Origin of the sequence: Catellatospora coxensis, assembly GCF_016862635.1 — a bacterium.
GTDB classification, from domain to species: domain Bacteria; phylum Actinomycetota; class Actinomycetes; order Mycobacteriales; family Micromonosporaceae; genus Catellatospora; species Catellatospora coxensis.
Genome location: NZ_BONI01000066.1, coordinates 14031 through 39931 on the forward strand (window position 1 = coordinate 14031; position 25901 = coordinate 39931).

The 25901-nt window shown below is 75.3% G+C and carries 20 protein-coding genes; 14 read left to right on the forward strand and 6 right to left on the reverse strand.

Going from position 1 to position 25901, the window contains the following annotated elements; translation table 11 throughout:
• Positions 1-31 precede the first annotated feature (31 nt).
• A complete protein-coding gene (locus Cco03nite_RS30830; protein ID WP_203696520.1) occupies positions 32-1804 on the forward strand; it encodes a hypothetical protein in 1773 nt (590 codons plus the stop codon).
• 14 nt (positions 1805-1818) lie between these two features.
• On the opposite strand, the gene Cco03nite_RS30835 is transcribed toward Cco03nite_RS30830, so the two are convergent.
• On the reverse strand, positions 1819-3024 hold the full coding sequence (locus Cco03nite_RS30835) for an RNA-guided endonuclease InsQ/TnpB family protein (RefSeq protein ID WP_203696522.1): 1206 nt from the start codon (positions 3022-3024) through the stop codon (positions 1819-1821).
• Between the two features lie 155 nt (positions 3025-3179).
• Here Cco03nite_RS30835 and Cco03nite_RS30840 point away from each other — a divergent pair, with 155 nt between their 5' ends.
• From Cco03nite_RS30840 to Cco03nite_RS30885, 10 genes are all read left to right on the forward strand, one after another.
• The gene (locus Cco03nite_RS30840; RefSeq protein WP_203696524.1) at positions 3180-4799 is read left to right on the forward strand and encodes an NHL repeat-containing protein; all 1620 of its coding nucleotides are present in this window, start codon (positions 3180-3182) and stop codon (positions 4797-4799) included.
• A gap of 20 nt (positions 4800-4819) precedes the next feature.
• Positions 4820-5833 carry an AAA family ATPase gene (locus Cco03nite_RS30845; RefSeq protein WP_239167797.1) on the forward strand — a complete coding sequence of 338 codons (1014 nt, stop codon included), beginning with the start codon at positions 4820-4822 and terminating at the stop codon, positions 5831-5833.
• Positions 5830-6945 (forward strand): DUF58 domain-containing protein, encoded by a 1116-nt coding sequence (locus Cco03nite_RS30850; protein ID WP_203696526.1) that lies wholly within the window; start codon positions 5830-5832, stop codon positions 6943-6945. The genes Cco03nite_RS30845 and Cco03nite_RS30850 overlap by 4 nt, the downstream gene beginning before the upstream one ends.
• Positions 6942-9209: a transglutaminase TgpA family protein gene (locus Cco03nite_RS42975; RefSeq protein WP_203696528.1), complete on the forward strand. Its 2268-nt coding sequence runs from the start codon at positions 6942-6944 to the stop codon at positions 9207-9209. The genes Cco03nite_RS30850 and Cco03nite_RS42975 overlap by 4 nt, the downstream gene beginning before the upstream one ends.
• A gap of 72 nt (positions 9210-9281) precedes the next feature.
• A complete protein-coding gene (locus tag Cco03nite_RS30860) occupies positions 9282-10025 on the forward strand; it encodes a hypothetical protein (protein WP_203696530.1) in 744 nt (247 codons plus the stop codon).
• A 137-nt stretch (positions 10026-10162) separates the two neighbouring features.
• Complete coding sequence (locus Cco03nite_RS30865; protein ID WP_203696532.1) at positions 10163-11014, forward strand: S1C family serine protease; 852 nt, start codon at positions 10163-10165, stop codon at positions 11012-11014.
• Positions 11015-11064: 50 nt separating this feature from the next.
• On the forward strand, positions 11065-12099 hold the full coding sequence (locus Cco03nite_RS30870) for an AAA family ATPase (RefSeq protein WP_203696534.1): 1035 nt from the start codon (positions 11065-11067) through the stop codon (positions 12097-12099).
• A gap of 71 nt (positions 12100-12170) precedes the next feature.
• A complete protein-coding gene (locus tag Cco03nite_RS30875) occupies positions 12171-13055 on the forward strand; it encodes a DUF58 domain-containing protein (RefSeq protein ID WP_203696536.1) in 885 nt (294 codons plus the stop codon).
• Entirely contained in the window at positions 13052-14029 is a 978-nt protein-coding gene (locus Cco03nite_RS30880; RefSeq protein ID WP_203696538.1) for a VWA domain-containing protein, read from the forward strand. The genes Cco03nite_RS30875 and Cco03nite_RS30880 overlap by 4 nt, the downstream gene beginning before the upstream one ends.
• Positions 14029-15069 carry a VWA domain-containing protein gene (locus Cco03nite_RS30885; protein ID WP_203696539.1) on the forward strand — a complete coding sequence of 347 codons (1041 nt, stop codon included), beginning with the start codon at positions 14029-14031 and terminating at the stop codon, positions 15067-15069. The genes Cco03nite_RS30880 and Cco03nite_RS30885 overlap by 1 nt, the downstream gene beginning before the upstream one ends.
• Here the strand turns inward: Cco03nite_RS30885 and Cco03nite_RS30890 are convergent.
• Together Cco03nite_RS30890 and Cco03nite_RS30895 are read right to left on the reverse strand one after the other, a co-directional pair.
• On the reverse strand, positions 15066-15815 hold the full coding sequence (locus Cco03nite_RS30890) for a hypothetical protein (protein WP_203696541.1): 750 nt from the start codon (positions 15813-15815) through the stop codon (positions 15066-15068). The two genes, Cco03nite_RS30885 and Cco03nite_RS30890, sit on opposite strands and share 4 nt — an antisense overlap.
• Before the next feature lie 58 nt (positions 15816-15873).
• A complete protein-coding gene (locus Cco03nite_RS30895; protein ID WP_203696543.1) occupies positions 15874-17883 on the reverse strand; it encodes an RCC1 domain-containing protein in 2010 nt (669 codons plus the stop codon).
• Positions 17884-18139: 256 nt separating this feature from the next.
• Between Cco03nite_RS30895 and Cco03nite_RS30900 the strand changes: the two genes are divergently transcribed.
• A complete protein-coding gene (locus Cco03nite_RS30900; RefSeq protein ID WP_203696545.1) occupies positions 18140-19231 on the forward strand; it encodes a winged helix DNA-binding domain-containing protein in 1092 nt (363 codons plus the stop codon).
• A gap of 47 nt (positions 19232-19278) precedes the next feature.
• On the opposite strand, the gene Cco03nite_RS30905 is transcribed toward Cco03nite_RS30900, so the two are convergent.
• Together Cco03nite_RS30905 and Cco03nite_RS30910 are read right to left on the reverse strand one after the other, a co-directional pair.
• On the reverse strand, positions 19279-20010 hold the full coding sequence (locus Cco03nite_RS30905; RefSeq protein WP_203696547.1) for a hypothetical protein: 732 nt from the start codon (positions 20008-20010) through the stop codon (positions 19279-19281).
• Positions 20011-20028: 18 nt separating this feature from the next.
• Positions 20029-21084, reverse strand: a complete 1056-nt coding sequence (locus Cco03nite_RS30910) for a hypothetical protein (RefSeq protein WP_203696554.1) — start codon at positions 21082-21084, stop codon at positions 20029-20031.
• 84 nt (positions 21085-21168) lie between these two features.
• Between Cco03nite_RS30910 and Cco03nite_RS30915 the strand changes: the two genes are divergently transcribed.
• Entirely contained in the window at positions 21169-21537 is a 369-nt protein-coding gene (locus tag Cco03nite_RS30915) for a hypothetical protein (protein WP_239167799.1), read from the forward strand.
• A gap of 85 nt (positions 21538-21622) precedes the next feature.
• Here the strand turns inward: Cco03nite_RS30915 and Cco03nite_RS30920 are convergent, their stop codons facing one another.
• Positions 21623-24436: an ATP-binding protein gene (locus tag Cco03nite_RS30920; RefSeq protein WP_203696558.1), complete on the reverse strand. Its 2814-nt coding sequence runs from the start codon at positions 24434-24436 to the stop codon at positions 21623-21625.
• Positions 24437-24566: 130 nt separating this feature from the next.
• Here Cco03nite_RS30920 and Cco03nite_RS30925 point away from each other — a divergent pair, with 130 nt between their 5' ends.
• Positions 24567-25895 (forward strand): MFS transporter, encoded by a 1329-nt coding sequence (locus tag Cco03nite_RS30925; RefSeq protein WP_203696560.1) that lies wholly within the window; start codon positions 24567-24569, stop codon positions 25893-25895.
• Positions 25896-25901 lie beyond the last annotated feature (6 nt).

Sequence of the window (25901 nt, forward strand, 5' to 3'; positions counted from 1 at the left end):
TGGGCCCGCACCGGCCGCGGCGACCGGTCCGATGACCGCCACCGCACCGGCGTCGGCCGTCGCCCCGCCGCTGCCACGACCGCTCGCGCCGCCCTGGCTGTGGCTGTTCTTCGCGCTGTGCCTGCTCAGCACGGCGTGGAACCTGCCCAGCCTGCTCACCGACCCGGTGACGGCGTTCCAGGCCGTGTTCGACCGCGGCTCGCACGCCGACGCCACCGTGACCGCGATGCTCGCGGTGCTGGCCGTCTGCTCCGCGCTGCCCACCCTGCTGATCGGCCTGGCTCTGGTCGCGGTGCTGCTGCCGCGGCTGCGCGGGCGGCTGGTGGAGCGGCGGCTCGTGCCGCCCGGCGCGCTGCCGGTCCGCGCGGCGTCGGCCGTCGCGCAGATGCAGTCCTTCGTGGACACCGTGCAGCGCGGGGTGGTCGTGCGGCTGTCCGCCGCGCCGGGCAACGGCGGTGCGCAGGTGTACGCCGCCGACTGGCGCGCGCCGCGCATCCTGGCGTACCCGCCGCTGGTCGCGCTGTGGGAGCAGGACCCCGCCGCCGCCCGCGCGATCCTGGTGCACGAACTGGGCCACATCCGCAACGGCGAGCACCTGCTGGTCGGGCGGCTCGGGCCGTTCGCGCTGCTCGCCCGCGCCTGGGCGCCGGTCTACCTGGCGCTGCTCGCCGCCCCGCCGCTGCTCCTGCCGATCGCCGACGAGCAGGCGTTCGAGGTGGCGGGCTCGCTGCTCGGCGGGGCGGTGACCGCCGCGCCGTCCGGGCTGATCGCGCCGGTGCTCGCGCTGTGGGTCGCCGAGCTGACCGCCGACCGGGTCGCCGCCGAGGACGGCCGCGCGCAGCCGCTGGCCGGGACGCTGTCGCGGGGCCGCCGCGCGTTCGGCCGGCTGCTCACCCACCCGCCGCGCTGGCTGCGCCGGGCGCTGCTGCGCCGCCCCGACCCGGCGACCGTGGCGGTGCTCGCGGCGTGGCCGCTGACCTTCCTCGGCGAGCTGGCGCTGCTCGGGGCGGCCGCGCTGGTGGCGTCGGCCGGTGAGCGGTGGACGCTGGCGCAGGCCTGGCACCACTACACCGGCGCGGGCTACGGTTTCGCCTCGGCCGGGCTGCGCACCTGCCTGGTCGCGGGCCTGCTGCTGCTGTGCTGGCCGTGGCTGAGCGGCGGCTGGCCCGCGCTGTGGACGCGCGGGCGCGGGCCCGTACGGCGGCGCACCGGCACCGCGCTGCACGTGGCCGCGGCGCTGATCCCGCTCGCCGTGGCCGCGGCCGTGTTCGCCGTACGGCCGGTGCCGCCGGCCCAGCTGTGGAGCCTGGACTACCCGGCCCGGCTGACCGCCGAGCTGAGCGGCGTCGGCTCGGCCACGACCCCACGACCCGGGCCGGACCTGCCCGAGGGCGCGGGACCCGGCTGGACGGGCGGCCCGCTCACGTACCCGGTGCGGCTGCGGACCGTCGCGGTGGTGTCGCTGACCCGCCTGGGCGGCAGCGACGGCCGCGCCGCCGAGGCGAACGCGATCCTGCTCGGCAGCACCTGGGAGTTCACCGCCGACGGCCGGCTCGTGTGCCGGCCCGCCGGCGGCCGCAAGCCGGTGGGCGGCACGTTCACCGCGGACGGCCCGTGGCACCTGTCGGTGGCCGCGTTCCCGGCCGACTTCACCGACCTCGCCTCCGACAGCATCACCGGCCGGTTCGACTTCACCGCGACCCCGCCGCGGGCCGAGCTGCAGTGGTCCATCGGCTGGTCGGCCGACGGCGACAACAGCTTCTATCAGACCGTCGTCACGCTGATCCCGCAGGACACGCCTTGACATCCTCCCCGCCCCTAAAGGACGGGAATTCCCTTGGTCGCCCTCGGGTCTTCCTGCTTCACCGACGACTGCCCCATCCGAGAGGACTCTCGTTGAGGTCTTACACCGTCTCCACAGGCTGTCACCGCCAGCCCGGCGGCCAGGATGTTACGTGCCGCATTGACGTCACGGTCGTGGACAGCACCGCACCGGCACGTCCACTCCCGCACGTCCAGCGGCATCCGTTCAGCGAGCGAGCCGCAGGTCGAGCAGAGCCGGGTCGATGGGAGCCAGCGGTCCACGACGATCAGGTCCCGGCCGTGCCAGGCGGTCTTGTACTCCAGTATGGTGCGCAGCTGCCGCCAGGCCGCGTCGCTGATCGCGCGGGCCAGCCGGTGGTTCTTGACCATGTTCGCCACGGCCAGGTCCTCGATCACGATCGTTTGAGTCTCACGAACGAGCCGAGTCGTCAGTTTGTGCAGGTGGTCGCGCCTGCGGTCGGCGATCCGGGCATGGATGCGGGCGACCTTGACCCGGGCCTTGGTCCGGTTGGCCGAGCCCTTCTGCTTGCGGGCCAGGTCGCGCTGGGCACGGGTCAGCCGCTGCCGATCGGCGCGATCATGCCTCGGGTTGGTCACCTTCTCGCCGGTGGACAGGGTGAGCAGGCTGTCCAACCCGGCGTCGATCCCGACCGCGCCCGTGGCGGGGGTCTGTTCGATGATGTCGTCGCAGAGCAGGGACACGAACCAGCGTCCGGCCGGGTCGCACGAGACGGTCACCGTCGACGGCGACGCACCGTCCGGCAGCGGCCGCGACCACACGATGTCGAGGGGCTCGGTCATCTTGGCCAGGGTCAGCTGGCCGTCGCGCCACCGGAACGCGCTGGTGGTGTACTCCGCCGACCGGCGCGAGCGCTTCCTGGACTTGAACGTGGGGTGCTTGGCGCGTCTGGTCCAGAAGTTGGTGTAGGCGTTCTGCGGGTGCCGCAGCGCCTGCTGCAACGGCACGCACGATACCTCGTTCAAGAACGCGAGGTCGTCGGTCTTCTTCCACCCGGTCAGCAGGGCCGAGGTGGCGTTGTAGCCGATCCGCTCCTGCCGCTGGGTCCAGGCCTCGGTGCGGGCCTGCAACGCCATGTTGTAGACCAGCCGGACACACCCGAACGTCCGCGACAGCTGCGCGGCCTGCACGTCAGTCGGGTAGAAGCGGTACTTGAACGCGCGCTTCACCGCCCTGGACACGGCCGTAATCCTAACAGGACTGTCGCCGGGTTTCGTACTGGCGTACGGGTGAACGCCGGTCCGCCTCGGCGGCGGATCGGCTACGTCTGTCCTGCTCCACAGGAGTTCCGTTTCCTCCCCAGCCTGAAGGCCGGAGTATCCACGGAAGGAATCTGATGACACCTCTGCCGTCCTTCGCCCGCTTCTACCGCCGCCACCTGCGGATCAGCGGCACCGTGAGCACCCTGCTACTGGTCGCCGGGCTGACCGCGGCGGTGCTGCTGCCCGCCCCGCCGGCCGCCCGGCCCGCGCTGGACATGACCCGCGCGAGCGCGTGGCTGGAGAGCACCACCATCGGTGCGGTGTCGCTGGTCAGCGCCACGGCCGGCCGCGTCGTGACGGTCACCGCCCTGCCCGGCGCGGCCGGCCACCGGATGTCGGTGCAGCAGGACGGGCCCGACCCCTATGTGTCCGATCTCGACGCAAACACCGTCACCCGGGTCGACGGGGCACGGTTGACCGCCGACCCGGCGGTGGCGTTCCCCACCCCGGTCGACCTCGTCACCGCGGGCAGCGACCTGTACGCCGTCTCCATGACCGCGGGCACGGTCACCAGTGTGGACCCGGTGACCCTGGCCGAGGCCGTCCCGCTCGGGCTGCCGCATCCGCCGCTGAGCGCGGTGCTCGCCGGGCCCGACGGCACCCTGTGGGCGCACATGACCCTCAACGGCACGCTGGTCGGCCTCCGCGACGGCGCGATCCGGACGAGCACACCGTCGGCGTTCTACACCGAGCCGGTCGCCCTGGCCGAGGTGGACGGCACGGTGGTGCTGGCCAACCTCGCCAAGGGCATCGTCGTCGCGCTGGACGAGCGCGGAGTGCCGGCCCAGCGCTGGGCGGCGCTGCCCGCCACCGGCCCGACCGCGCTCGTCGCCACCCGGGGCGCGGACGGCGTCCTGCCCGTCGTCCTGCCCGGCCGGGGCGAACTCCTGCTCAGCCGCCCCGGTGACGCCCCCGCCGAGATCGTCGACCTGCGCGCCGGTTCCGCGGCACGGCTGGGCAGGCCGGTGTCGGCGGGCGGTGTGGTGTACGTGCCCGACGACGCCACCGGCCGGGTGCTGCGCTACGCACCGGGGCGGGGCCTGCTGTCGCCGCTGTGGATCACCGCGGGCCCGGCGAGCCTGCGGGTCATCGCCCGTGACGGCCTGGTCTGGGCCCACGACGCCGACGGGCCGCACGCGGTCGTCGTCGACGGCGACACGGTGCGCAGCCTGCTCAAGTACACCGTGCCAAGCCCGAGTGCCGTCCCGTCGGCCGCACCGCCGAGCGCCGCCGCGCCGCCCTCGCCCGGCCCGTCCCCCGTGCCGCGCCGCGACCCGGTGCTGCGCCTGCCGATCACCTACCGGACCGTGTCCATCACGTCGTTCACGCAGCTGCAGGGTCAGCCCGCATGGGTGGCCGGGATCAAGGACCGGCTGCTGCCCGGCACCTGGCGGCTGACCAAGTCGGGCTCGATCTCGTACACCGCGCCGGGCCTGGCCGCCAACATGCAGCCGGTGCGCGGCACGTTCTCGGTGTCGGGCAGCCGGGTCGGCTTCCGCGGCAGCAAGACCTACCGGGACTCGGTCGCGAACAACTCGCTGACCATGTCCGGCACCATCACCGCCGGTCCACGGCCGGTCATGACGGTCACCTTCAACTCCCGCAGCGAGACCGTCGCGATCGTCAACGGGCAGACCTTCCGGACCGTCGTCGTCTCCCGCTACCGCGCCACGCTCCGGCTCAGCGCCGGATGAACCCTTCGGAAAGGACACATATGACCGACCTGCGGAACGGGACCGTCCTGGCCCAGCAGCCCCCGCCGCCTCCGCCGGACGTGGCGGCGTTCGCCCGCAGCTTCCGCAGCCTCACCGGCGTCGTCGAGCAGACCGTGCACGGCCAGGCCGACCACGTCGCGCTCGCGGCGACCTGCCTGCTCGCCGAGGGCCACCTGCTGATCGAGGACGTGCCCGGGGTCGGCAAGACGTCGCTGGCCACCGCGCTGGCCGCGGCGTTCGGCGGGCGGTTCCGCCGCATCCAGTTCACCGCCGACCTGCTCCCCGGCGACATCACCGGCGTCACCGTGTACGACCAGCGTCGCAACGAGTTCACCCTGCACAAAGGCCCGGTCTTCGCCAACGTGGTGCTCGCCGACGAGATCAACCGGGCGTCGCCGAAGACCCAGTCGGCGCTGCTGGAGGTGATGAGCGAGCAGCAGGTCACCATCGACGGCACCCGCCACCGGCTGGAGTCGCCGTTCCTGGTCGTCGCCACGCAGAACCCGGTCGACCACGACGGCACGTACCCGCTGCCCGAGGCGCAGCTCGACCGCTTCCTGATGCGGCTGGAGCTGGGCTACCCCGACCACGGCGCGGAGCGGCAGATCCTGGCCGGACACCGGGGCGGCGCGGCGACCAGGCCGCGCCCGGTCACCGCGCTCACCCCGGAGCAGGTGCGGGACATGGCCGCAACCGCCCGCTCGGTGCACGTCGACGACCAGGTCGCCGACTACATGATCCGGATCGCGGCGGCGACCCGGGCGGCGGAGCAGACCCGGCTGGGCGTCAGCCCTCGCGGCACCGTGGCGCTGCAGCGTGCCGCGCAGGTGTGGGCGGCCGCGTTCGGGCGGGAGTTCGTCACCCCCGACGACGTCGTCGCGCTGGCCCCGTGGGTGCTCACGCACCGGATCCTGCTGACCGCCGACGCCGAGTTCGCCGGGGCCACCGCGGCCGGTGTGGTGCAGGCGGCGCTGGACGCGGTCCCGGTGCCCCGCCAGCCGGTGCGGCCGTGACGGCGTCCGGGCTCACCCGCGCCGGGTGGGCGGTGGGCGCGGTCGCGGTCGGCGCACCGGCCGGCGGTTACCTGCTCGGGTACGCCGAACTGCTGCTCCTCGGCCTCGCCGCCGCGGTCGCGCTCGCCGTGGCCGGGATCTCGGTGTGCGGCGCGCTGCCCGCCGCGGCGTACCTCGACCGGCTGCCCGCCCGTACGCAGCGCGACACGCGGACGTCCTGCCGGCTGGTGGTACGCGCGCCGGAGCGCCGCCGCAGCCGCGCGTGCACGGTCCACGTCCAGGTCGGCGACGCCCGGGTGGCCGTGACCGTGCCCGCGCTGGCGGCGGGGCGGGACTGGACCGGCCCGGTGTCGCTGCCCACCGGCCGGCGCGGCGTCGTCACCGTGTCCGCGCCGCGGCTGTCCCTGGTGGACGCGCTCGGCCTCTGCCGGCGCGAGCGCACCGGGCAGGGCGGCGGCAGCCTGTGCGTGCACCCGGTGGTCGCCGCCGGGCTGCCGGCCGGGCGCTCGCCCGCCGGGGACGGGCACCCGGCAGGCCAGCCGGCACCGGCCGGCCTGACCCACTGGGGGCTGCGCGACTACCAGCCCGGCGACGACCTGCGCCGGGTGCACTGGCCGTCCAGCGCGCACACCGGCCGACTGCTGGTACGGCAGTTCGAGCAGGACCTGCAGCCCGGCCTGACCCTGCTGATCGACAACCGGCCCGACGCCGACCCCGACGGGTTCGAGCTCGCCCTCGACGTGGCCGCGACGCTCGCCGTCGCCTGCCTGTCGGCAGGAGCGGGCTGCGAGGTCCGCTTCACCGCCGGGCCCGGCTGGCGGCCCGCGAACCCCGCGACCGCCCGCGCGGGCCTGCTCGACCTGCTCAGCCGCACCACGGTCGCCGCGTCCGGGCAGCTCACCCCCGCCCGGCGCGGCGGGGCGGCGGCGCTCGCGGTCGCGGTCACCGCCCGGCCCGACGGCGCCGACCCGGCGCTGCTGGCGCACCTGTCGGGGCTGGGCCGGCCGGTCCTGGTGCACACCGGCCCCGCGGCGGCGGTCACGTCGCTGGCCGCCTTCACCGCCGCCTGGCCCCGGCTCGCCGCGACCGCCCGCTCCCGGGCGCGCCGATGACGGCCCCGGTCACGGCGTCGAGGGGTCGCGTCCCGGCATCGGCGACCGCCGGGCGCGGGCCGCTGGGCGGAGCATCCCTGCCGACCTGGCTCGCCGCGGCCGCCGCCGGGATGTGCGCGGCGGCCGGCTGGCTGCGGGTGCTGCCCGGCACCCGGATGGCGCTGCTGCTGGCCCTGGCCGCGACCGCGCCACTCCTGCTCGCCGCGGCGTCCCGGCTGCTGCGGCGCACGGCGTCCACTCGCGACACGCGGCCAGACGGCGGCCCACGGCCGCCCACCGCTCCCCCGCCGGCGCCTGCGCCCGTGTCCAGGTCCGTGCCCGCGTCCACGCCCGTGCTCATGCCGGTGCCGCTGACGCTGGGGTTGTCGCTCGCGGTCGCGGCACCGGTCGCGGCGGCGGGCTTCTGGGGATCGCCGGCGCGGTTCGCCCAGGCTGCGGCGGCCGCCGTCGACGGCTGGGCGCACCTGCTGGCGACCACGGTGCCCGCCGGTCCGGCTCCGCTCCTGGCGACCGGGCCGTTCCTGCTGGTGTGGGTGGCCGCGGCGATCACCGGCGAGCTGCTGGCCCGCACCACGCGCGCCGCCTGGGCGGTGGTGACGCCCGCCGCCGTCGTCTTCGCAGCGTCGTGCGCGCTGGCAGGCGGCACGGCGTACGCGGTCACCGCCGCGGCGGCGTTCACCCTCGGCGGCGTGCTGCTGCTGCGTGCGCGGGCCCGTGACCTGCGCGGGCCCGTTCCCGTCGCGACGCGTCCGGCGCGCGTGGCACGGGTGGCGCGGGCCGGGGCGGCGGCCGTCGCGGCCCTGGCGGTCGCCGCCGTGGTCGTCCCGCACCTGCCCGCACGGCCCCGGGTGGACCCTCGTGACCACGTGACCGTTCCCGACACGCCGCTGACCGGGGTCAACCCGCTGGACCGGGTGTCGCCGTGGCTGTCCACGCCGGACACCGAGCTGTTCCGGGTCACCGGCGACGGGCCGCTGCCGCAGCGGCTGGCGCTGGTCGCGCTCGACGCGTACGACGGCCGCACCTGGACCTCGACGGCGCGCTACCGGCCCGCCGGGTCGGGTGTGCCGCATGCCCCGTCCGGCGGGCGGCGGCTGACCGTCGAGGTCACCGTCGCGGGGCTGGGCGGCGTCGCGCTGCCCGCGGTGGAGCGCCCGGTGCGGCTGGACGGCCCGGCCACGCTCGCCGTGGACCCGGACACCGGTCTGCTGCTGGACACCGGCGGTCTCGCCCCCGGGCTGCGGTACACGATGACGAGCCTGCTGCCCGCGCCGCCGCAGCCCGCCGACGTGGACGCCGCACCACGCGACCCGGCCCCGGCAACGGCCCTGCCGCCCGGCGTACCGGCCGAGATCGACGCCCTGGCCCGGACCGCGATCGGCGGTGAGACCCGCCCCGGGGCGCAGGCCCGGCTGCTCGCCGCGCACCTGTGGGCCAGGGTCCGCAACGACCCGGGCAGCGCGCCTGGCCACGGCTACGGCCGGCTCGCGGCAGTGGCCGCCACGGGCGTCGGCGGCGCCGAGCAGATCGCCGCCCTGTACGCCGTCGCCGCACGCGGCCTGGGCCTGCCGGTGCGGCTGATCGTCGGGTTCACCGTGCCGGAGGGCGCGAACGGGCTGGTGCGCTCCGGCGATGTCGCCGTATGGCCGCAGGTGCGCCTCGGCGGGCTGGGCTGGGTGTCGTTCGGCCCCACCGCGCAGGCCGCGCCCGGCTGGCAGGCGGCTCCCGCGCCGACGGCCGCGCCGCTGCCCTCGACGCCACCCCGCGTCGTGCCGGGCGCGGGCGTGCCGACGCCCGGTGACCGGCTCGCCTCGGACGGGCCGCTGCCGGTGCGCCGCCCGGACTGGCCGCTGATCGCGCTGATCGCGGCCGCGGTGCTGGCCACGGCGTGGCTGTCGCCGCGGGTGGGCCGCGCCGTGCGCCGTCGGCGGCGGCGCTCCCGGCCCGTCCCCGCCGACCGGATCGCGGCAGCGTTCCAGGAGGTCGTCGACACCGCCGCGCGCGCCGGGTCGCCCGTCGCGGCCAGCGCCACCGTGCGGCAGGCGCTCGACCGGGTCGACACCGCCATCGACCGCCGCCGGCCGCCCGACAACGACTTCGCCCCCCGCCAGGCCGACCTGCACGTGCTGCGGGAGCTGACCGAGCGTGCCGTCTACGGCGCGCGGCCGCTCACCACCGCCGAGGCCGACGACGCCTGGGCCCGCGCGGACCGGCTGCGGCGCAGGCTGCGCCGGCCCGCCCCACTGCGGCGACGCCGCCCCTGAACGCGGGCCCCGGCGCACCTCCGGGGCCCGTTCGAACCGTCCATCCATCCCCGACCGGAGGAACCACCCCCGATGAGGACCACCGTTTCCGTACGAGCGCTGGCGGCCCTGGCCGCGGGCGTGGCCCTGGCCGTCACCGGCGGCCTGCCCGCGTCGGCCGCGCCCGCCGAGGATCCGACCATCGTGCTCAGGCTCGACGACGCGTTCGCGGCCAAGCCGGCCGCCCAGCAGAACCCCAGCCTGCGCGGCTGCGCCGGCATCCCGGGCGGATCCGCCGAGGGCGTCGACGGCTGGGTGTTCAACCAGCCCGTGCCGACCACTCTGAAGGCCGTCTACCTGATCAGCTACCAGAGCGCCGACCTGAGCGAGGCGTACCTGCTGGGCGTCAACGACGCCGGGGTCACCCGGCTCACCCCCGACGGCGAGCCGCCGGTGCCGGCCACCCCTCCGGCCGGGGTCGCGGGCGGGCTCATCGGGCCGAGCGGCGTCGGCGGCGTGTGGCTGCAGACGCCGTCTGGCTGGCACCTGGTCGAGGGCCTGATGCGCGCGTACGTCGCCGAGGCCGAGCGGACCACGTTCGACCTGGTGAAGGTCTGCCGGGTCGGCGAGGAGCAGCCCCCGGCCAGCCCGCCGGCGAGCGCGTCACCGCGGCCCGGTTCCGCGTCGCCGGTTCCGGGCACGGGCGGCGGCCTGCCGGTGACCGGCCCGCGGCTGTGGCTGCTCGCCGGTGCGGGAACCGCCCTGGTCATCGTGGGTGGACTGCTGCTGCTGGTTCGCCGTCGCCGGGTGGGCGTGGACGACTCGCTCGCGTCCTGACCACTGCCGGGTCCCCGCGGGTGTACGCCCGCGGGGACCCGCATGCACGGGTCATCGGTGTGGCGACCGGACCGGCGCTGCCGGATCTCCGATGAAGCCCTGATTGAACATTCAGCTTTCGGCCCTAGGCTCAAAGGATGCTGAGTCGCGCCGGAAAACTCGACCGCCTCCCGGACGCGCCCCCCGCAGCCGCACCGGTGCAGGCCGAGCCCGTGCCGGCGCCGCCGTCCCGATGGCGGCTCGACCGGCGTGCGCTGGTCGCGGCCGGTGTCGCGGTGGCGCTGGCGGTCACTGCGGTGGTCGCGTTCCGGTGGGGTGCGGCAGGATCCGACAGCCCCGCCGTCGTGACGCCGACCCCGTCACCGTCGGACGACGGCACGCTGACCGTGGCCGAGGTCTACCAGGTCCTGCTCCCGTCGGTGGTGTCGATCCGGACCACCGGCGCGGGGCGCTCGCCGTCGTCGGCGTCGGGCACCGGGGTGCTGGCCAACGCCGACGGCACCATCCTGACCGCGCTGCACGTGGTCAAGGGCGCGGCCGCGATCGAGGTCACCTACGCCGACGGCAGCACGACCCCGGCGACCGTCGCGGCCGCCGACCCGGCCAAGGACATCGCCGCCCTGGCCCCGAAAGACCTGCCCGCGGTACTGGTCCCGGCGGTGCTCGGCGGCACCCCCGGCATCGGCGAGCAGGTCGTCGCGATCGGCGACCAGCTCGGCCTGACCGGCTCGGCGACCACCGGCGTGGTGTCCGGCCTGGAGCGTTCGGTCACCGTCGCCGACGTCGGCAAGCTCGGCGGCCTCATCCAGTTCGACGCCGCGGTCAACCCCGGCAGCTCCGGGGGGCCGCTGGTGAACATGCGCGGCGAGACGGTCGGCATCGTGGTCGCGCTGGCCAACCCGACCGACGCCGGCACGTTCATCGGCGTCGGGTTCGCCGTGCCGATCGTGACGGCCGCGGCCGCCGGCGGCCCCCCGCCGCCCCTGTGACGTCCCACGACCACACCCGCCACCACCCTCGATCCGAACAGGACGGACCCATGCACACACCCGCTTCCGGCAACGGCCACCGGCAACCCTCCCGCCCGGGCGGGACGTCCCCGGCTGCCGGCCAGAGCACCGTGGAACAGGTGCTCTACGAGGTCAAGAAGGTCATCGTCGGGCAGGATCTGCTGCTGGAGCGGCTGATGGTCGCGCTGCTGGCGCGCGGGCACATCCTCGTCGAGGGCGTGCCGGGCCTGGCCAAGACGCTGGCCGTGAAGTCGCTGGCGGAGGCCGTCGGGGGGCAGTTCCACCGGGTGCAGTTCACCCCCGACCTGGTGCCGGCCGACATCACCGGCACCCGCACCTACCACCAGCACAGCGGCGAGTTCCAGGTGTCGCTCGGGCCGGTGTTCACGAACCTGCTGCTCGCCGACGAGATCAACCGCGCGCCGGCGAAGGTGCAGAGCGCGCTGCTGGAGGTGATGCAGGAGCACCAGGTCACCATCGGCCGGGAGACGCACCACGTGCCGGAGCCGTTCCTGGTGCTGGCCACCCAGAACCCGATCGAGTCCGACGGCACGTATCCGCTGCCCGAGGCGCAGGTGGACCGGTTCATGATGAAGGTCCTGGTGGGCTACCCGACCGCCACCGAGGAGTTCGTGATCGTCGAGCGGGCGGTCAGCCCCGGCGCGGCGATCCAGCGCATCATCGACCCGGCCCAGCTCATCGAGCTGCAGCGGCAGGCCGACCGGGTCTACGTCGACCCGTCGCTGATCGAGTACGCGGTCCGGCTCACCGCCGCGACCCGCGATCCCGGTCTCGTCGGCCAGCCGCAGCTGGCCCGGTACGTCACGTACGGCGCGAGCCCGCGCGCGTCGATCAACCTGGTGCTGGCCGGGCGGGCGCTGGGATTCCTGCGCGGGCGGGACTACGCGCTGCCCCAGGACCTGACCGACCTGGCGCTGGACGTGCTGCGGCACCGGCTGGTCATGTCGTACGAGGCACTGGCCGACGAGGTCGGCGCGGACGCGGTGCTGGACCGGATCATGTCCGCCCTGCCCGTGCCGGAGCTCGCCATGCAGGGCCGCTGAGTCATGAGCGAGCGCAGCGAGCGAATCGGCGGGCTCAGCGATGCCGCCGACGAGCGCAGCGAGGAGAAGGCATGACTCAAGCATCCGACCGGTTGCTGCGTCGGCTGGAGTGGCAGGTGCTGCGCCGCCTCGACGGGCGGTTGCAGGGCGGGCACCGTACGGTGTGGCGCGGGGCCGGGCTCGACTTCAGCGACGTGCGCGCGTACACGCCCGAGGACGACGTCCGGCACATCGACTGGAACGTCACCGCGCGCATGGACGAGCCGTTCGTGCGCCAGTACACCGAGGACCGCGACCTGACCGCGTGGCTGGTGCTGGACCGGTCCGCGTCGATGCGCGGCGCCGGCCGCCACGGCAAGGACGCGACGCTCAACGAGCTGGCGGTGTGCCTGGCCCGGCTGCTGACCTACCGCGGCAACCGGGTCGGCGCCATCCTGTTCGACAACCGGCACCAGCGGGTGATCCCGCCGCGCACCGGCCGCGACCAGGTGCTGCGGCTGGCCCACGAGCTGGACGCGCCCGCGCCGCGCACCGACGCCGGGGCCACCACCGACCTGTCGGCGATGCTGCGGCTGGCCGCGGCCACGGCCCGGCGGCGCAGCCTGGTGCTGGTGCTGTCGGACTTCATCGGCGACCCCGGCTGGGAGCGGGCGCTGGCGCTGCTGTCGCACCGGCACGAGGTCGTCGCCGTACGCATCGTCGATCCGGCCGAACTCGACCTGCCCGACCTCGGCATGATCTTCGTCGAGGACGCCGAGACCGGCGAGCAGCTGCTCGTCGACAGCGGCGACCCGCTGCTGCGCCGCCGTCTGGAGGCCGAGGTGCAGGCCCGGGAGGACGGGCTGGCGGGCACGATGAACCGGGCCGGGGTCGTGGCCCATCGCGTCACCACCGACACCGACCTCGTCGACGCCCTGGTCGACATGGTGCGCCGGACGAGGCGGAGAACCCGATGACCGTGCAGTACCCGTTCCTGATCGCCCTGGCCGTGGTCGGCACCGGCGCCGCGGTGCTGGCGTACCTGCGGCTGCAGCGGCGGCGCACGGCCGTGCTGCGCGGCGCGGGGCTCGGCCTGACCGCCGCGGGCGGCCGTGGCGCGATTCGCCGGCACCTGCCGTACGTGCTGTTCCTGGCCGCGCTGCCGATGCTGCTGGTCGGCCTGGCCCGCCCGCACGCGGAGCTGCCCGTGCCCCGGGTGTCGGGCACGGTCATGCTGGTGTTCGACGTGTCGAACAGCATGGCCGCCACCGACGTCGCCCCGTCCCGGCTCGCCGCCGCGCAGGCCGCCGCGCAGGGTTTCGTCGACGCGCAGCCGTCCACCGTGGACATCGGCGTGGTCATCTTCGGTCAGGGCGGCCTGCTGACGCAGACCCCGACCCCCGACCGGGCCGCGGTGAAGAACGCCATCACCCGCCTGTCCACCAGCGGCAGCACGTCGCTGCGGCAGGCGATCCTGACCGCCCTGTCGGCCGTCGTCGGCAAGCCGGTCGAGCTGCCGGCCGAGGAGGACGCCGCCCCGCCCGACCTCGGCTACTGGGGCTCGGCGACGATCGTCGTGTTCTCCGACGGCCAGGAGACCGAGAGCCCCGAGCAGGCGCAGGCGGCCGCCGCGCTGGCCGGCGCGGCCGGGGTGCGCATCGAGACCGTCGGCATCGGCACCCCCGAGGGCGCGACCGTCGAGGTCGAGGGCTTCCAGGTCGCCACCGCGCTGGACGAGCAGCTGCTCACCGAGCTGGCGGCGGTCACCGGCGGCACGTACCACCCGGCCCGTGACGCGGCCGCGCTCGACGACATCCACCGGTCCATCGACCTGCGGATCACCACCGAGCCCGAGCACATCGAGCTCACCGCGCTGTTCGCGGGATCCGCGCTGCTGCTGCTGACCCTCGGCGGACTGCTGATGATCCGCTGGTACGGAAGGATCGTCTGATGTCGCTCGCCTGGCCGTGGGCGCTGGCCGCCCTGATCGTGGTCCCGCTGCTGCTGGTCGCGCGCTGGTGGCTGAACCGCCGCCGGCGCAAGGTGGCCGTGCGGGTGTCCAGCATCGCCCTGATCCGGGCCGCGCTGCCCGGCCGCTCGCGCTGGCAGCGGCGTTTCCCGGCGGCGCTGTTCGCGCTGGGGCTGCTCGCGCTCGGGCTGGCCGTCGCCCGGCCGCAGGCGTCGCTGGCCGTGCCGCAGGACTCCACGTCGATCCTGCTGGCGATGGACGTCTCGCAGTCGATGTGCTCCACCGACGTGCCGCCGAACCGGCTGGCCGCGGCCCGCGACGCGGCGCGGGAGTTCGTGCTGGCCCAGGACGACGGGACGCGGATCGGGCTGGTCGCCTTCTCCGGCATCTCCGGGCTGCTGGTCGAGCCGACCGACGACAAGCAGGCGCTGCTCACCGCGATCGACAACCTGCGCACCTCCCGCGGCACCGCCATCGGGCAGGCCATCCTCACCTCCATCGACGCGATCGCCGAGATCAACCCGGCGGTCCCGCCGACCGGGGTCGAGCTCGGCTCACCGGACGCCCCCGCCCCCGGCTCGTACGTCGCCGACACGATCGTGGTGCTGACCGACGGCGCGAACACCCAGGGCGTCGACCCGGTGACCGCGGCGCAGGAGGCCAAGGCGCGCGGGCTGCGGGTGTACACCATCGGTTTCGGCACCACCGATCCCGCGCCGCTGATCTGCAGCCCCGACCAGATGACCGCGGGCTCCGGCGCGCGGCCGGAGTGGCGCGGCGGCGGAGGCGGCCGGCGGGCGCAGCTGATCGACGAGGACACCCTCGGCGAGGTCGCCGAGCTGACCGGCGGGGAGTACTTCCGGGCGCAGGACGCCGAGCAGCTCGTGGACGTGCTCACCGACCTGCCGGGCACGATCGTCGTGCAGAAGCGCGACGTCGAGATGACGGTCTGGTTCGTGCTCGCCGGAGCGCTGCTGGCCGGCACGGGCGTGGGCCTGTCGCTGCGCTGGAACCGCTCCTAGGCGGTTCCGGCGATCCGTACGTGGCTGCTCAGGCCGCCGAGGAACTCGCCTTCGAGGTCGAGCGCGAGGTCCTCGTCGCCGCCGTGGGACAGGCCGCCCAGCCGGTTGACCTCGAGGTACCAGGGGGAGACGCCGTCGCGGATGCCGTTGGCGGACATGGCGGTGCCGCCGAGGTGCTCGTCGTGGAAGCGGTCGTACAGGTCCGGCACGTCGACGTAGGCGTCGCCGTCGCCCGGGTACGCCACGGGTGCCACGCCCGCGTTCGGGTCCTCGCGCGGCAGCAGCCACAGCCCGCCGAACCGGCCGTACCGCTGCATGACGGCCGCGATGTCGCGCTCGCCGTCGGCGAGATCCGCGGCGGCCGCGGGCCGGTCGGTCCGGTCCCCGTTCAGCTCGTCGTGGGTGAGCCAGACCATCGCGAACAGGTGGTCGACGCCGTCGTCGGCGAGCTGCAGCTGCGGATGCCGCACCGGCTGCGCCAACCCGGGCAGCGGGTCCTTGAAGTAGAGCTCGTCGTTCCACTGGAACACGGAGACGGCGTGCAGGTCCGGCCCGCGACGGCGGTACTGCTCGGGCAGCCACAGCGTGAAGCAGTGCATCATCGGCTGGCCGGTGCGGGGCGAACGCGGCCAGGTCCGCAGGTCTATTCCGGGACCCCGGGGACCGGCCCACCCTGCCGAGATCTCGTCACGGCCGCGACCGGTCACCTCACCGCCGACCTGAAGGTCGTACGCCTCTGCCGTCATGGCGCATGACCCTACCCGCGCGGCACCGGCCGGACGGGTAGGGCCCGACTGCGCCCGGTCACGCGGGCGGCAGGACCACGGTCCAGCCGATGGCGCGGGCCGAGGCGACCGTGCTCGTCGCCGTCACCGCGGGCCACGGGCCGGCCGCCACACCGCCGGTGTCGGCCGCCACCGCCACGAGCCGGCCGCCGCCGCTGCCCGTGGTCGTGGTGCGGGCGGTGACCGTGCCGGGCATCGCCCAGCTCGCGGTCTCGCTGACCTTCTGCACCCAGTAGCTCACCACCGTCGACCCGGCCGCGGTCACGCTGACCGCCGCCGTCGGGTGGGTGGTCTTGCTCGCGGTGTCCTCGAACGCGGCGGCGGTGACCGGACCCGCGCCCGAGTACGCCATGACGACCAGGCTCGCCTTGGTGATCGCGTCGAACGTGGTGCTCACCGACGAGCCCGCAGTGCCGGCGACCGCGGTGCGGGTGAACAGCCACGACACCATGTCGGCGCCGTCGGTCTTCGTGCTCAGCAGCGTCCAGCCGGCCGGGGTGGTGGCCGTCGCGCCCCGGTTGGCGGACACGAACAGCAGCAGCGTGTCACCCGGCTGCACCGCGGCGGGCACGGTGACGGCGGGCCGGATGACGTTCGCGTCGACGCCGGTGGCGGCCCGGTAGGCGACGGTGCCGCCGGTCGGCGGGGTCGTCGCGGTGACGGTCCGGGTGAGGGAGTCGGTGGCGCCGTCGTCGTCGGTGACGGTCAGGGTCACCGGGTAGCTGCCCGCAGCGGCGTACGTGTGCGACGGGCTCGGCCCGGTGGCCGTGCCGCCGTCGCCGAACGTCCACGCGTACCCGGTGACGTCGCCGTCCGGGTCGTCCGAACCGGAGCCGTCGAACGTGCAGGCCAGCAGGGTGCACGAGGAGCTGAACGCCGCGACCGGGTCCTGGTTGGCCGGCGGGTTGCCGCCGTCGGGAACCAGCACGACCGAGTACGCCTGGCCGCCGCCCCCGGCCACGGTGACGCCGGAGATGCCCGGCACCGTGATCGCGGTGGGACGGCTCGTCGTGGTCCCGTCGCCGAGCTGCCCGTCGGCGTTGTAGCCCCACGTCTTCACGGAGCCGTCGGCCATCGCGGCGATGCCGTGGTCGCGGCCCGACGCGATCGACACCGCGGAGGCAACCCCGGTCACCGACACCGGCCGGGTGCGGTTGGTGCTCGTCCCGTCGCCCAGCTCGTTGCGGTAGTTGCGGCCCCAGGACAGCACCTGGCCGTCGGCGCGCAGCGCGTACGAGTGGTGCGCGCCCGCGATCACGTCGGCGATGCCGGACGCGAAGATCTGCACGGGCGTGGTCCGGTTGATCAGCGTGCCGTCGCCGACCTGGCCGTACGCGTTCCAGCCCCACGCCCACAGCGAACCGTCGGCCAGCCGGGCCAGCCCGTGGTCGCGCCCGCCCGCGAGCTTCTGCACGTTGGTGAGCGTGCCGACCCGTACCGGCGAGGTCCGCCGGGTGGTCGTGCCGTCGCCCAGCTCGCCGTTGGTGTTCTGGCCCCAGCCGTACGCCTGCCCGTTGGCCCGGATCGCGTAGCTCATGTCCCGCCCGGCGGCCAGCGACACGGCGTCGGTGAGGCCGGTGACCGCGACCGGTGAGGTGCGGTTGGTGGTCGAACCGTCGCCGATCTGCCCGGTCGTGTTCAGGCCCCACGCGTAGACCGACCCGGACGCGGTGCGCGCCAGCGAGTGGTCGTGCCCCGAGGCCACCTCGACGATGCCGGTCAGGCCGGGCAGCATCACCGGTGACAGCCGGGTCGTCGTGTTGCCCGTGCCGAGCTGCCCGAACGCGTTGCCGCCCCAGGTCCACACGCGACCGCCGGCGTCGAGCGCGACGACGTGGTCACGGCCGCCCGCGATCTGCACGATGTCGGTGAGCCCGGGCACGGTGCCGGGGGTGCGGCGGGCCGTGGTGGTGCCGTTGCCGAGCTGCCCCAGCCCGTTGCCGCCCCAGGTCCAGGCGGTGTGCGTGACGTCGGCGGCCGCGGTGACGGCCGGCGTCGCGACCACCACCAGCAGGGTCGCCAGTGCCACGCCAATGTGCTTTACCGACACGCGCATCCGCGAACTCCCGACTGAGTAAGGTCTGCGCGAACCTAACGTCTGGGGCAAGCCTCGCGGCAGGGCCGGTTCAGCCATTTCCGGGTCATGATTCCGACCGGTCGCACCGCCGAGCCGACCCGGCGGACCGGCCGATCCGGCGAAGCCGAAAGGACGCCGCCGGTCCGCGGAGGCGTTGCCGACGGCACGGGTTCCGGTGGCTGTCGGGCCAGGTGGATACGCTTGACCGATGATCGATCGGCAACAGGTGCTGAACTTCCGGATCCGCGCCCAGCAGCTCGACCGGGCGGCGGGCACGCTCGCCGGCACCGCCGTGCTCGACCTCGGCGTGCAGGACACCGGGCCCGACGGCGCGGCCTGGGCGCTGGCGGTCCGCGGGGTCGACGTGGCCGCACTGTCCGACCAGGACACGGTCATGCTGTGGACGGTCCGGGGCGCGCCGCACCTGTACCGCCGGGCCGATGTGGGCCGGATCGCGGCGGCGGTCGAGCCGTTCTCCGACGCCGACGCGGGCAAGCGCATCTACGACGCGGCCAAGCCGCTCAAGGCCGCCGGCATCGCCAACCTGGCCGCGCTGGACGAGGTCGCCGCCCGGATGCGCGAGGTCGTGACCAGGCCGACGGTCAAGGGCGACGTGTCGGGAGCCGTCGCGCAGGTCCTGCCGGAGCCGTACCTGCGCTTCTGCCGCCCCTGCGACGCCATCCACCTGTACGAGATGCCGTTCCGGCTGGCCGCGCTGCGCGCTGGCCTGGAACTGGAGTCCGGCACCTCTCCCCCGGTCCTGCGGCGCATCACCGGATTCCGCAAGGCGGCCGCGCCGAGCGAGCAGTTCGACGTCGTACGGGCGTACCTGCGGCTGCTCGGCCCGGCCACCCCGAAACACGTCGCCGACTACCTCGACGCGCCGGTCAAGGACGTGCAGGCGCACTGGCCCGACGACGTGATCGAGGTGACCGTCGACGGCGAGCGCCGCTGGCTGCTGGCCGCCGACGAGCCCGCCCTGGCCTCGGCCTCCGCTGACGTGACCCGGCTGCTCGGCCCGTACGACCTGTTCTTGCAGGCCAAGGACCGGTCCACCCTGGTCGCCGACGCGGCCCGCGCCAAGCAGCTGTGGCCCGTGCTGGGCCGCCCGGGTGCGGTGCTGTCCGGCGGCGAGCTGGTCGGCGTCTGGCGTCCGCGCAAGTCGGGCAAGAAGTTCACGGTCGCCGTCGAGCCGTGGGGCACGATGCCCGCGCGGGTCCGGCAGGCGGTCACCGAGCAGGCCGAACGGCTCGCCGCATACCGCGAGGTCAAGCTCACCGGCGTCGAGTTCGCGGGCTAGTCACGCCGACCGGTCCGCGACCCCGGTGCCGCAGGTCCGGTCACCCGTCACGGACAGGCGTCGGGGCAGTCGTCGACGCCGTAGGAGACCGGCTGCCACCAGCCCTGGTCCTCGCGGGCGCTCAACCGGTCGGCCTCGCGGGCGGCGAGCGCCAGCTGGCGCGTCGTACGCGGCACGGCGGCCACGAACACCGCCCCGACGTGACGGCAGAGCAGGGGGCCGTGCTCCAGAGGCCGCATCGGTTCACCGGCGAGCATGGCCAGGTCCTCCAGGCGCCAGCCCAGCGGCCCGGCGACCTGCTGCAGCGCGGGCAGCGATTGGCCTCCGCCGCCCAGCATGCGCCTGATGGTGGGTAGCGCCAGTCCGACGAACGGCAACTCCCGCAGGCCCAGGCCGCGGTTGCGCAGGAGACCGTCCAGCACGGCCGCGAACGGCTTCGGATCGGCCGGGTCGCGGGCCGGGCGGGACTCGGGCGCCGCGCCCTCGTCCGGCATGCTCGACAGGAATTCGCCCAGGGCGGCGAGCTGCGGATGGCCGCAGAACGTCACCCGGTAGCCGAACTCTCGCATGACCTCGCCGTCCCGCTCCGGCGGCAGCAGACTCCCCGGGACCGGACGGCCGGCGACCACGAGCACATCGGCCAGCGGCAGGCCGAGCTCGACGGCGACCTCTTCCAGCCGTGATGTGTCGTGGTCCCGCCCGCTCTCCAGCAGGTCGCGCAGCACCCGGGCCCGGGTCATGGCGTACGCCTGCTCCGCTTGCCGAATGTCTGCATCCACCGCGGCGGCGCCTCGACGTCAGGCGGCGAGGCCGACGGCCCAGACGCCGGCCAGGGCGAGCAGCGCGACGACGGCCGTGACCGGGAATGGGCGGCGCAGCGGCACGTACGGCGGCGCGAGACCGATCGGCTCCCCTGCTGCCACGCTCCCGGCGCCGGCGGCATCGGACATGGTCGTGGTGTCGTCCAGGTTCTCCAGCCGCGCGTAGAGCGCGTCCGCGGTCTCGCTCATCCACTGCCACGTCCGCGGGTCGCAGCAGGACAGCGACCGCAGGTGGGAGTAGACGAAGAGGCGGCTCTCGACGACCTCCACGTCGAAAGCGGTCTTCCCGGGGCCGGTGAGCCGGCCGACGATCTCCGGCGTGAACAGCGAGCGGGCCCAGGCTTCCGCCTCGGGCGCGCAGACGAGCTGGAATTCCTCCTCGAACGGGCCGCGCAACGGCGTGCGCCTGGCGTTCGCGGCAAGGCGCGGCGCGGGCAGCCGCCGTTCGTGGGCGCGGGCGGCGAGCACGACGTGCGGCATCGGCCGGCCGAGCGTGAGGGCGAAGTAGGACCAGCTGAGCGGCTCCCCCGCCCGCCCCCGCGGAATCCAGGCGTGGTGGTTCGCGACCTCCAGCGGACGAGCCCCCGAGCGGCGCAGCCGGGCCGAGGAGCGGCGCAGCGTGCCGTGCTGGAAGATGAGCCCGGGCAGGTCGGGTTCCTTGACCTCGGGAGTGAAGTCGAACCCGTTGGCGGCCGCGAACCGGTGCAGCCGGAAGAGTTCCTCCCGGTCGCCCTTCTTGACGTGGGCGACCAAGCTGAACGCGCCGGCGACGAGGCAGGCCGCGGTACCGGCCGACAGCAGCAGGACACGGTCCCGCAAGGGCGACGTCTCCGTCCCCAGCGCGACCAGGGTCAAGACGACGAAAACGAGGGTCGCGACGGCGGCTGCCGTGACCGCGTAGAGAACGAGCAGGCCGAGCCAACCGTTCCACCGCGAGCGGCGCCCGAGAACGCGAGTGGCGAACTGCCGCAGCTCGGGGCGGGTCGAGGCGAGGGTGAGGGACGTCGTGTCGAGTTCACTGCTCAAGAGCACGGCGCCACCATACGCGTGCCGCGGCCGACGTGATGCCTGCGCAGGTCCGTCCGGCTGGTTGTTACGGTCGCGAGCGTGGACAGCATGCCTCGCGCCGACCGGGCCGACGTCCGGGAGACCGACGACGCGTCCACGCTGATCCTGTCCGCCGGCGGGGTGCACGTCGTGATGATCCGTCGGCGCTACGACGGCGGATGGGGCGATACGGACGAGGTGATCAACAGCGCCGGCGAGGTGGCGACCGGGGCGGTGAGCTCGTGGACGCTCATCGGCAGCGTACTGACCCTGGAGCTGGGCCGAAGCGCTGCGGCGCGGCTGGGCTTCCCGCGCGACTACCGGGTGCGCCTCGACCTGACGTCCGAGGCGTTCTCGCTGGCCAGGTCCAGCCTCCTGGAGATCCTTCACACGGAGTGCTTCGTGGTGGACACACCCGAGGGCCGCGTCACCAGTTGAATCCGACTCACCTACCGGGCACGCCGCGCGTCCTCGCGCGCGGCGACCGCCTTCCCCGGTCCAGGCGCATCCCGGCCGTGGCCGGTCACCGCTGCGTCAGGCGCGGGGCGGGAGCCATCGGGGCCAGGCCGAGTGCGGCGACGGCGGCCGTGCCCCGGGCGGCGTCACTTCCCCCGGCCAGCACCAGGGTCCGGGCCGACTGGTAGCGGCAGCCGGCGGCGTCGAAGGCGTCCACGGTGGCGAGCAGCCGCTCCCGGTCGCCGTCGAGCAGCGCCTGCGCCCGTGCCACGATCGCGTCGGCGACCGGGTTGCCGGCCACGGCTGTCCGCGCCGCGGCCACCCGGTCTGCCGCGTCCGCGCTTCCGGCGAGCACCGCGGCCTCGGCGCGCAGGGCCACGTACCAGTGGTGCCAGATCCAGGTGACCCACTTCCACACGTCGGCGGGCTCGGGGGCCATGCGCCGCAACGCCAGGTCGGGCTGGCCCTCGTGGAGCAGGCCGAGCGCGTCGAAGACCGCCCCGTAGCCGTAGGTGTGCTCGGGCGGGGTGCCGAGCTGCCGCAGGATCGCGGTCCAGTCGCGCCGGGCCTCGGGGTCGTCGCGCAGCCCGTGGACCATCGCGACGGCCGCGACGGCGGGGCCGAGCACGGACCGGGCCGGGCTGCCCGCCCGCTGCCAGGCCTCCAGGAAGCGTTCGCCGACCGCGAGCACCTCGTCGACGTCGCCCGCGAGCGCGTCCACGACCAGCAGCCAGCTCGTGGCCCGGTGGCCGACCTCGGCCAGCAGCGGGTGCTCGGCCAGCCGCCGCCCCCAGCGCCGCGCAGCCGGCAGGTCGCCCGCGCCGAGGGCGGCCTCGGTGGCCATGCCGAGGGCGTCGAGCAGTTCGTGGGTCGCGGCGGGGGTCTCGGGTAGCGGCGACAGCAGGGAGACCCTGCGCCGGGCCGTGGCCGCGGCGGCGAACGCGTCGCCGGCCCAGCTCTGCGCGCCGGTGAGCGCGTCGAGCGCGGCGGACTCGGCGAGCGGGTCGCCGGTGCGGGCGGCGAGGTCGACGGCCAGTTCGGTGCGCGCGGTCGTGTCGTCCACCGCGTTGTCGGCCGGGCCCTGGGCCGCGCCGAACGCGTCGGCGAGCACCCCGGCCTCGGCCAGCGCCACGGCGGCCCGGGCGGCCGGGTCGCCGCCGGCCAGTTCCCCGGCCTGGGCGACGAGGGCGATGGTCTCCTCATGCGGCGGGAGCTGCTCGAACTTGCTCCAGAAGCGGTGCGCGTTGGTCGCGGCGGTGGCCAGGTCGCGGGCGGCCCCCGCGGTGTCCCCGGCCTGGCGGGCCGCCTCGGCGGCGGCGCGGTGCAGGCGGTACATGTCCTCGCCGCGCATGCGGCAGCCGGCCACGGCCGCGGCGGTGCGCAGCAGTTCCGCGGCCGTGGCCGGGTCGTCGGTGAGGGCGGCGGCCTGCTCGTAGCGCATCTGCGACTCGCCGACGTAGGTGCGGGTGAAGCTCAGCTCGGCCATGTGCCGGGCCAGGTGGTGCATGTCCGTACGCTGCTCCGGCCGGTCGGCGGCCCAGGCCAGCGCGGCGCGCAGGTCGTCGGCGGTGGCGTCGAACCGGGCGCGCAGGTCGGTGCGTGCCCCGGTCATGTCGGCGGCCTGGGCCAGGCACCAGCGCAGGTGCCGGGCGCGGGCGTCGTCGAGTTCACCGGCGTCGGCGAGCCGCTCGATGCCGTACTGGCGGATGGTCTCCAGCGCCCGGTACTCGGTGCGGTGCGCCGTCGCGGTCACCGCGAGCAGGCTCTGCTCGGCCAGCCGGGCCAGCCCGTCGGCGACGACCGGCGACTCCAGGCCGGCCACCCGCGCCGCCGCGTCGACGGTGAACGGGGCGACGAACACCGCCATGCGGCGCAGCAGCGCCTGGTCGGCCGGGTCGAGCAGGGCGTGGCTCCAGTCCAGGGCCGCCCGCACGGAGCGGTGCCGCTCGTCGGTCCGGGAGCCGCCGGACAGCAGCCGCAGCTGGTCGGACAGGCCCGCGGTGAGGCCGTCGAGCCCGAGCGTGGGCCACCGGGCGGCGGCCAGCTCGATCGCCAGCGCCACCCCGTCGAGCCGTTCGCAGACCGCGGCGATGTGCTCGCGCAGCACGGTGTCCGGCGGCCAGCGCAGCTCGCTGACCCGGTCGAGGAACAGCGCGACCGCGTCGGATTCGCCGTCGCCGGCCAGCGACATCGGCGGGACCTGGTACACCCGCTCGAACGGCACCATCAGCCGGGCCCGGCTGGTGGTCAGCACGGTCAGCCGGGGGCAGGTCGCGAGCAGCCGCTCCAGGAACGGCGCGACGCCGTCGCGGACGTGTTCGCAGTTGTCGAGCACCAGCAGGGCCTGCCGGTCGGCGAGCGCGGCGTACACCGACTCGTCCATGGCGCGGCCGGGCTGCTCGCCGAGGCCGAGGGCGGCGGCGACCGAGCCCGCGACGACGCACGCGCCGGGGTCGGTGACCGGGACCAGGTCGACGAACCACACGCCGTCGGCGAAGTCGCCGGCCGTCTCGGCGGCCGTGGCCAGCGCGAGCCGGGTCTTGCCGACGCCGCCGGGACCGAGCGCGGTCACCTGCCGGTGCGTCTTGAGCAGGCCTGCCAGCTCGGCGCGTTCCTGCGTACGGCCGACGAACGAGGTCAGCGGGGTCGGCAGCACCGGCGCCGGCTGGGCGTGGTCGGCGCGGGTCAGCTCGGACGCGCGCTGGGCCAGTGCCCGGCGGTCCGGGGCGTCGACCTTGCGCAGCAGCGAGGACACGTGGCTCTCGACGGTCCGCACCGAGATGAACAGCCGCGCCCCGATCTCGGCGTTGCTGAGGTGTTCCCCCAGCAGCGCCAGCACTTCGGATTCCCGGGCCGAGATGTCCACCGTCGTCGCCGTCATGGGCCCCATTCTGGCGCACCGCTACGTGCCGTGATTCCGCGGTGCTTTCCGTGGTCGGCACCGATGCCCCGGCGACGTGTCGCGGCGAGGCTCAGATCAGGCGCATCGGACCTCGGAACCGGAGCACGACATGAAGCAACTGCGAAACGGCGCGCGGTCCTGGATCGGCTCCGTCGGCCAGCTCGGCAGGCGCCCGGCGCTGCGCTGGATCCTGCCCGCGCAGCTGGTCTCGGCCCTCGGCGACGGCATGAGCATGGTCGCGGTGGCGTGGCTCGCGGTGCAGATCGCGCCGGACGGTCAGGCCGGTGTGTGGACCGGGCTGGCGGTCGCGGCATACGCGCTGCCGGCCCCGGTCGGCGCGGCCCTGCTCGCCCCGCTGATGCGCCGGCTGCGGGCCGCGCAGCTGGTCGCGGCGGACGCCTCGGTGCGCGCGGTCACGCTGGGCACGGTCGCGGTGCTCGCGGTGACCGGTCTGCTGGAGCCGGCGGTCTTCGTCGCGCTGCTGGCGGTGTCGTCGCTGCTGCACGCCTGGGGCAGCGCCGGGGTGTACACGCTGGTGGCGGAGCTGCTGCCGGAGGACGACCAGGTCACCGGGAACGCGCTGCTGTCGACGTTCGCGCAGTCGGCGTTCGTGGCCGGCCCGGCGCTGGCCGGCGGGCTGACCGCGCTGACCGGGCCGGGCTGGGTGATCGGCGTCGACGCGGCGAGTTTCGCCGTGCTCGCGGCCGCCGCGTGGGCGCTCGCCGCGCGGCAGACGGCCACCGCCACCACCGCCGCGGACTCGCCGGACGCCCCGGCGAGCAGCGGCTGGCGGGCCATCCTCGACCGGCCGCGCCTGCTCGGGCTGCTCGCCGTCACCTGCGTGTTCTTCTTCCTGTACGGCCCGGTCGAGGTCGCCCTGCCGGTGCACGTCGCGCACGGCCTGCACGGCTCACCCGGCCTGCTGGGCCTGTACTGGACCGCGTTCGGGATCGGCGCGACGCTCGGCTCGCTCGGGGCGGTGCTGCTGCGCCACCTCCCGCCCTGGCAGGTCGTGGTCGCCGTCATCGTCGGCTGGGGTGCCGCGCTGCTGCCGCTCGGGTTGACCGACGCCGTCGTGCCCGGCCTGGTCGGGTTCGCGGCCGGTGGGTTGATCTACGGCCCGTTCACCGCCATCTCCACCGCACTGTTCCAGCGCGGCACCCCGCCGCAGGTGCTCAGCCGCGTGCTCGCCGCCCGGTCCGCGCTGACGACCCCGGCCACCGGCCTGGGCACGTTGCTGGGCGGGCCGGTCGTCACGGCGATCGGCGGCCGCAACACGCTGCTGATCTCCGCGCTGCTCACGATCGCGCTGGGCCTGTCCGTCGCGGCCGCGCTGCGGTTCGGCCGGCGCGGGGCGGGCACGGCCGCCGCACCCGCCCCGGCCCGGACCGTGTCGCAGGGCGGCCCGCTCGTCGCCGTCGGCGCGCAGCAGTCGTAGGCGGTC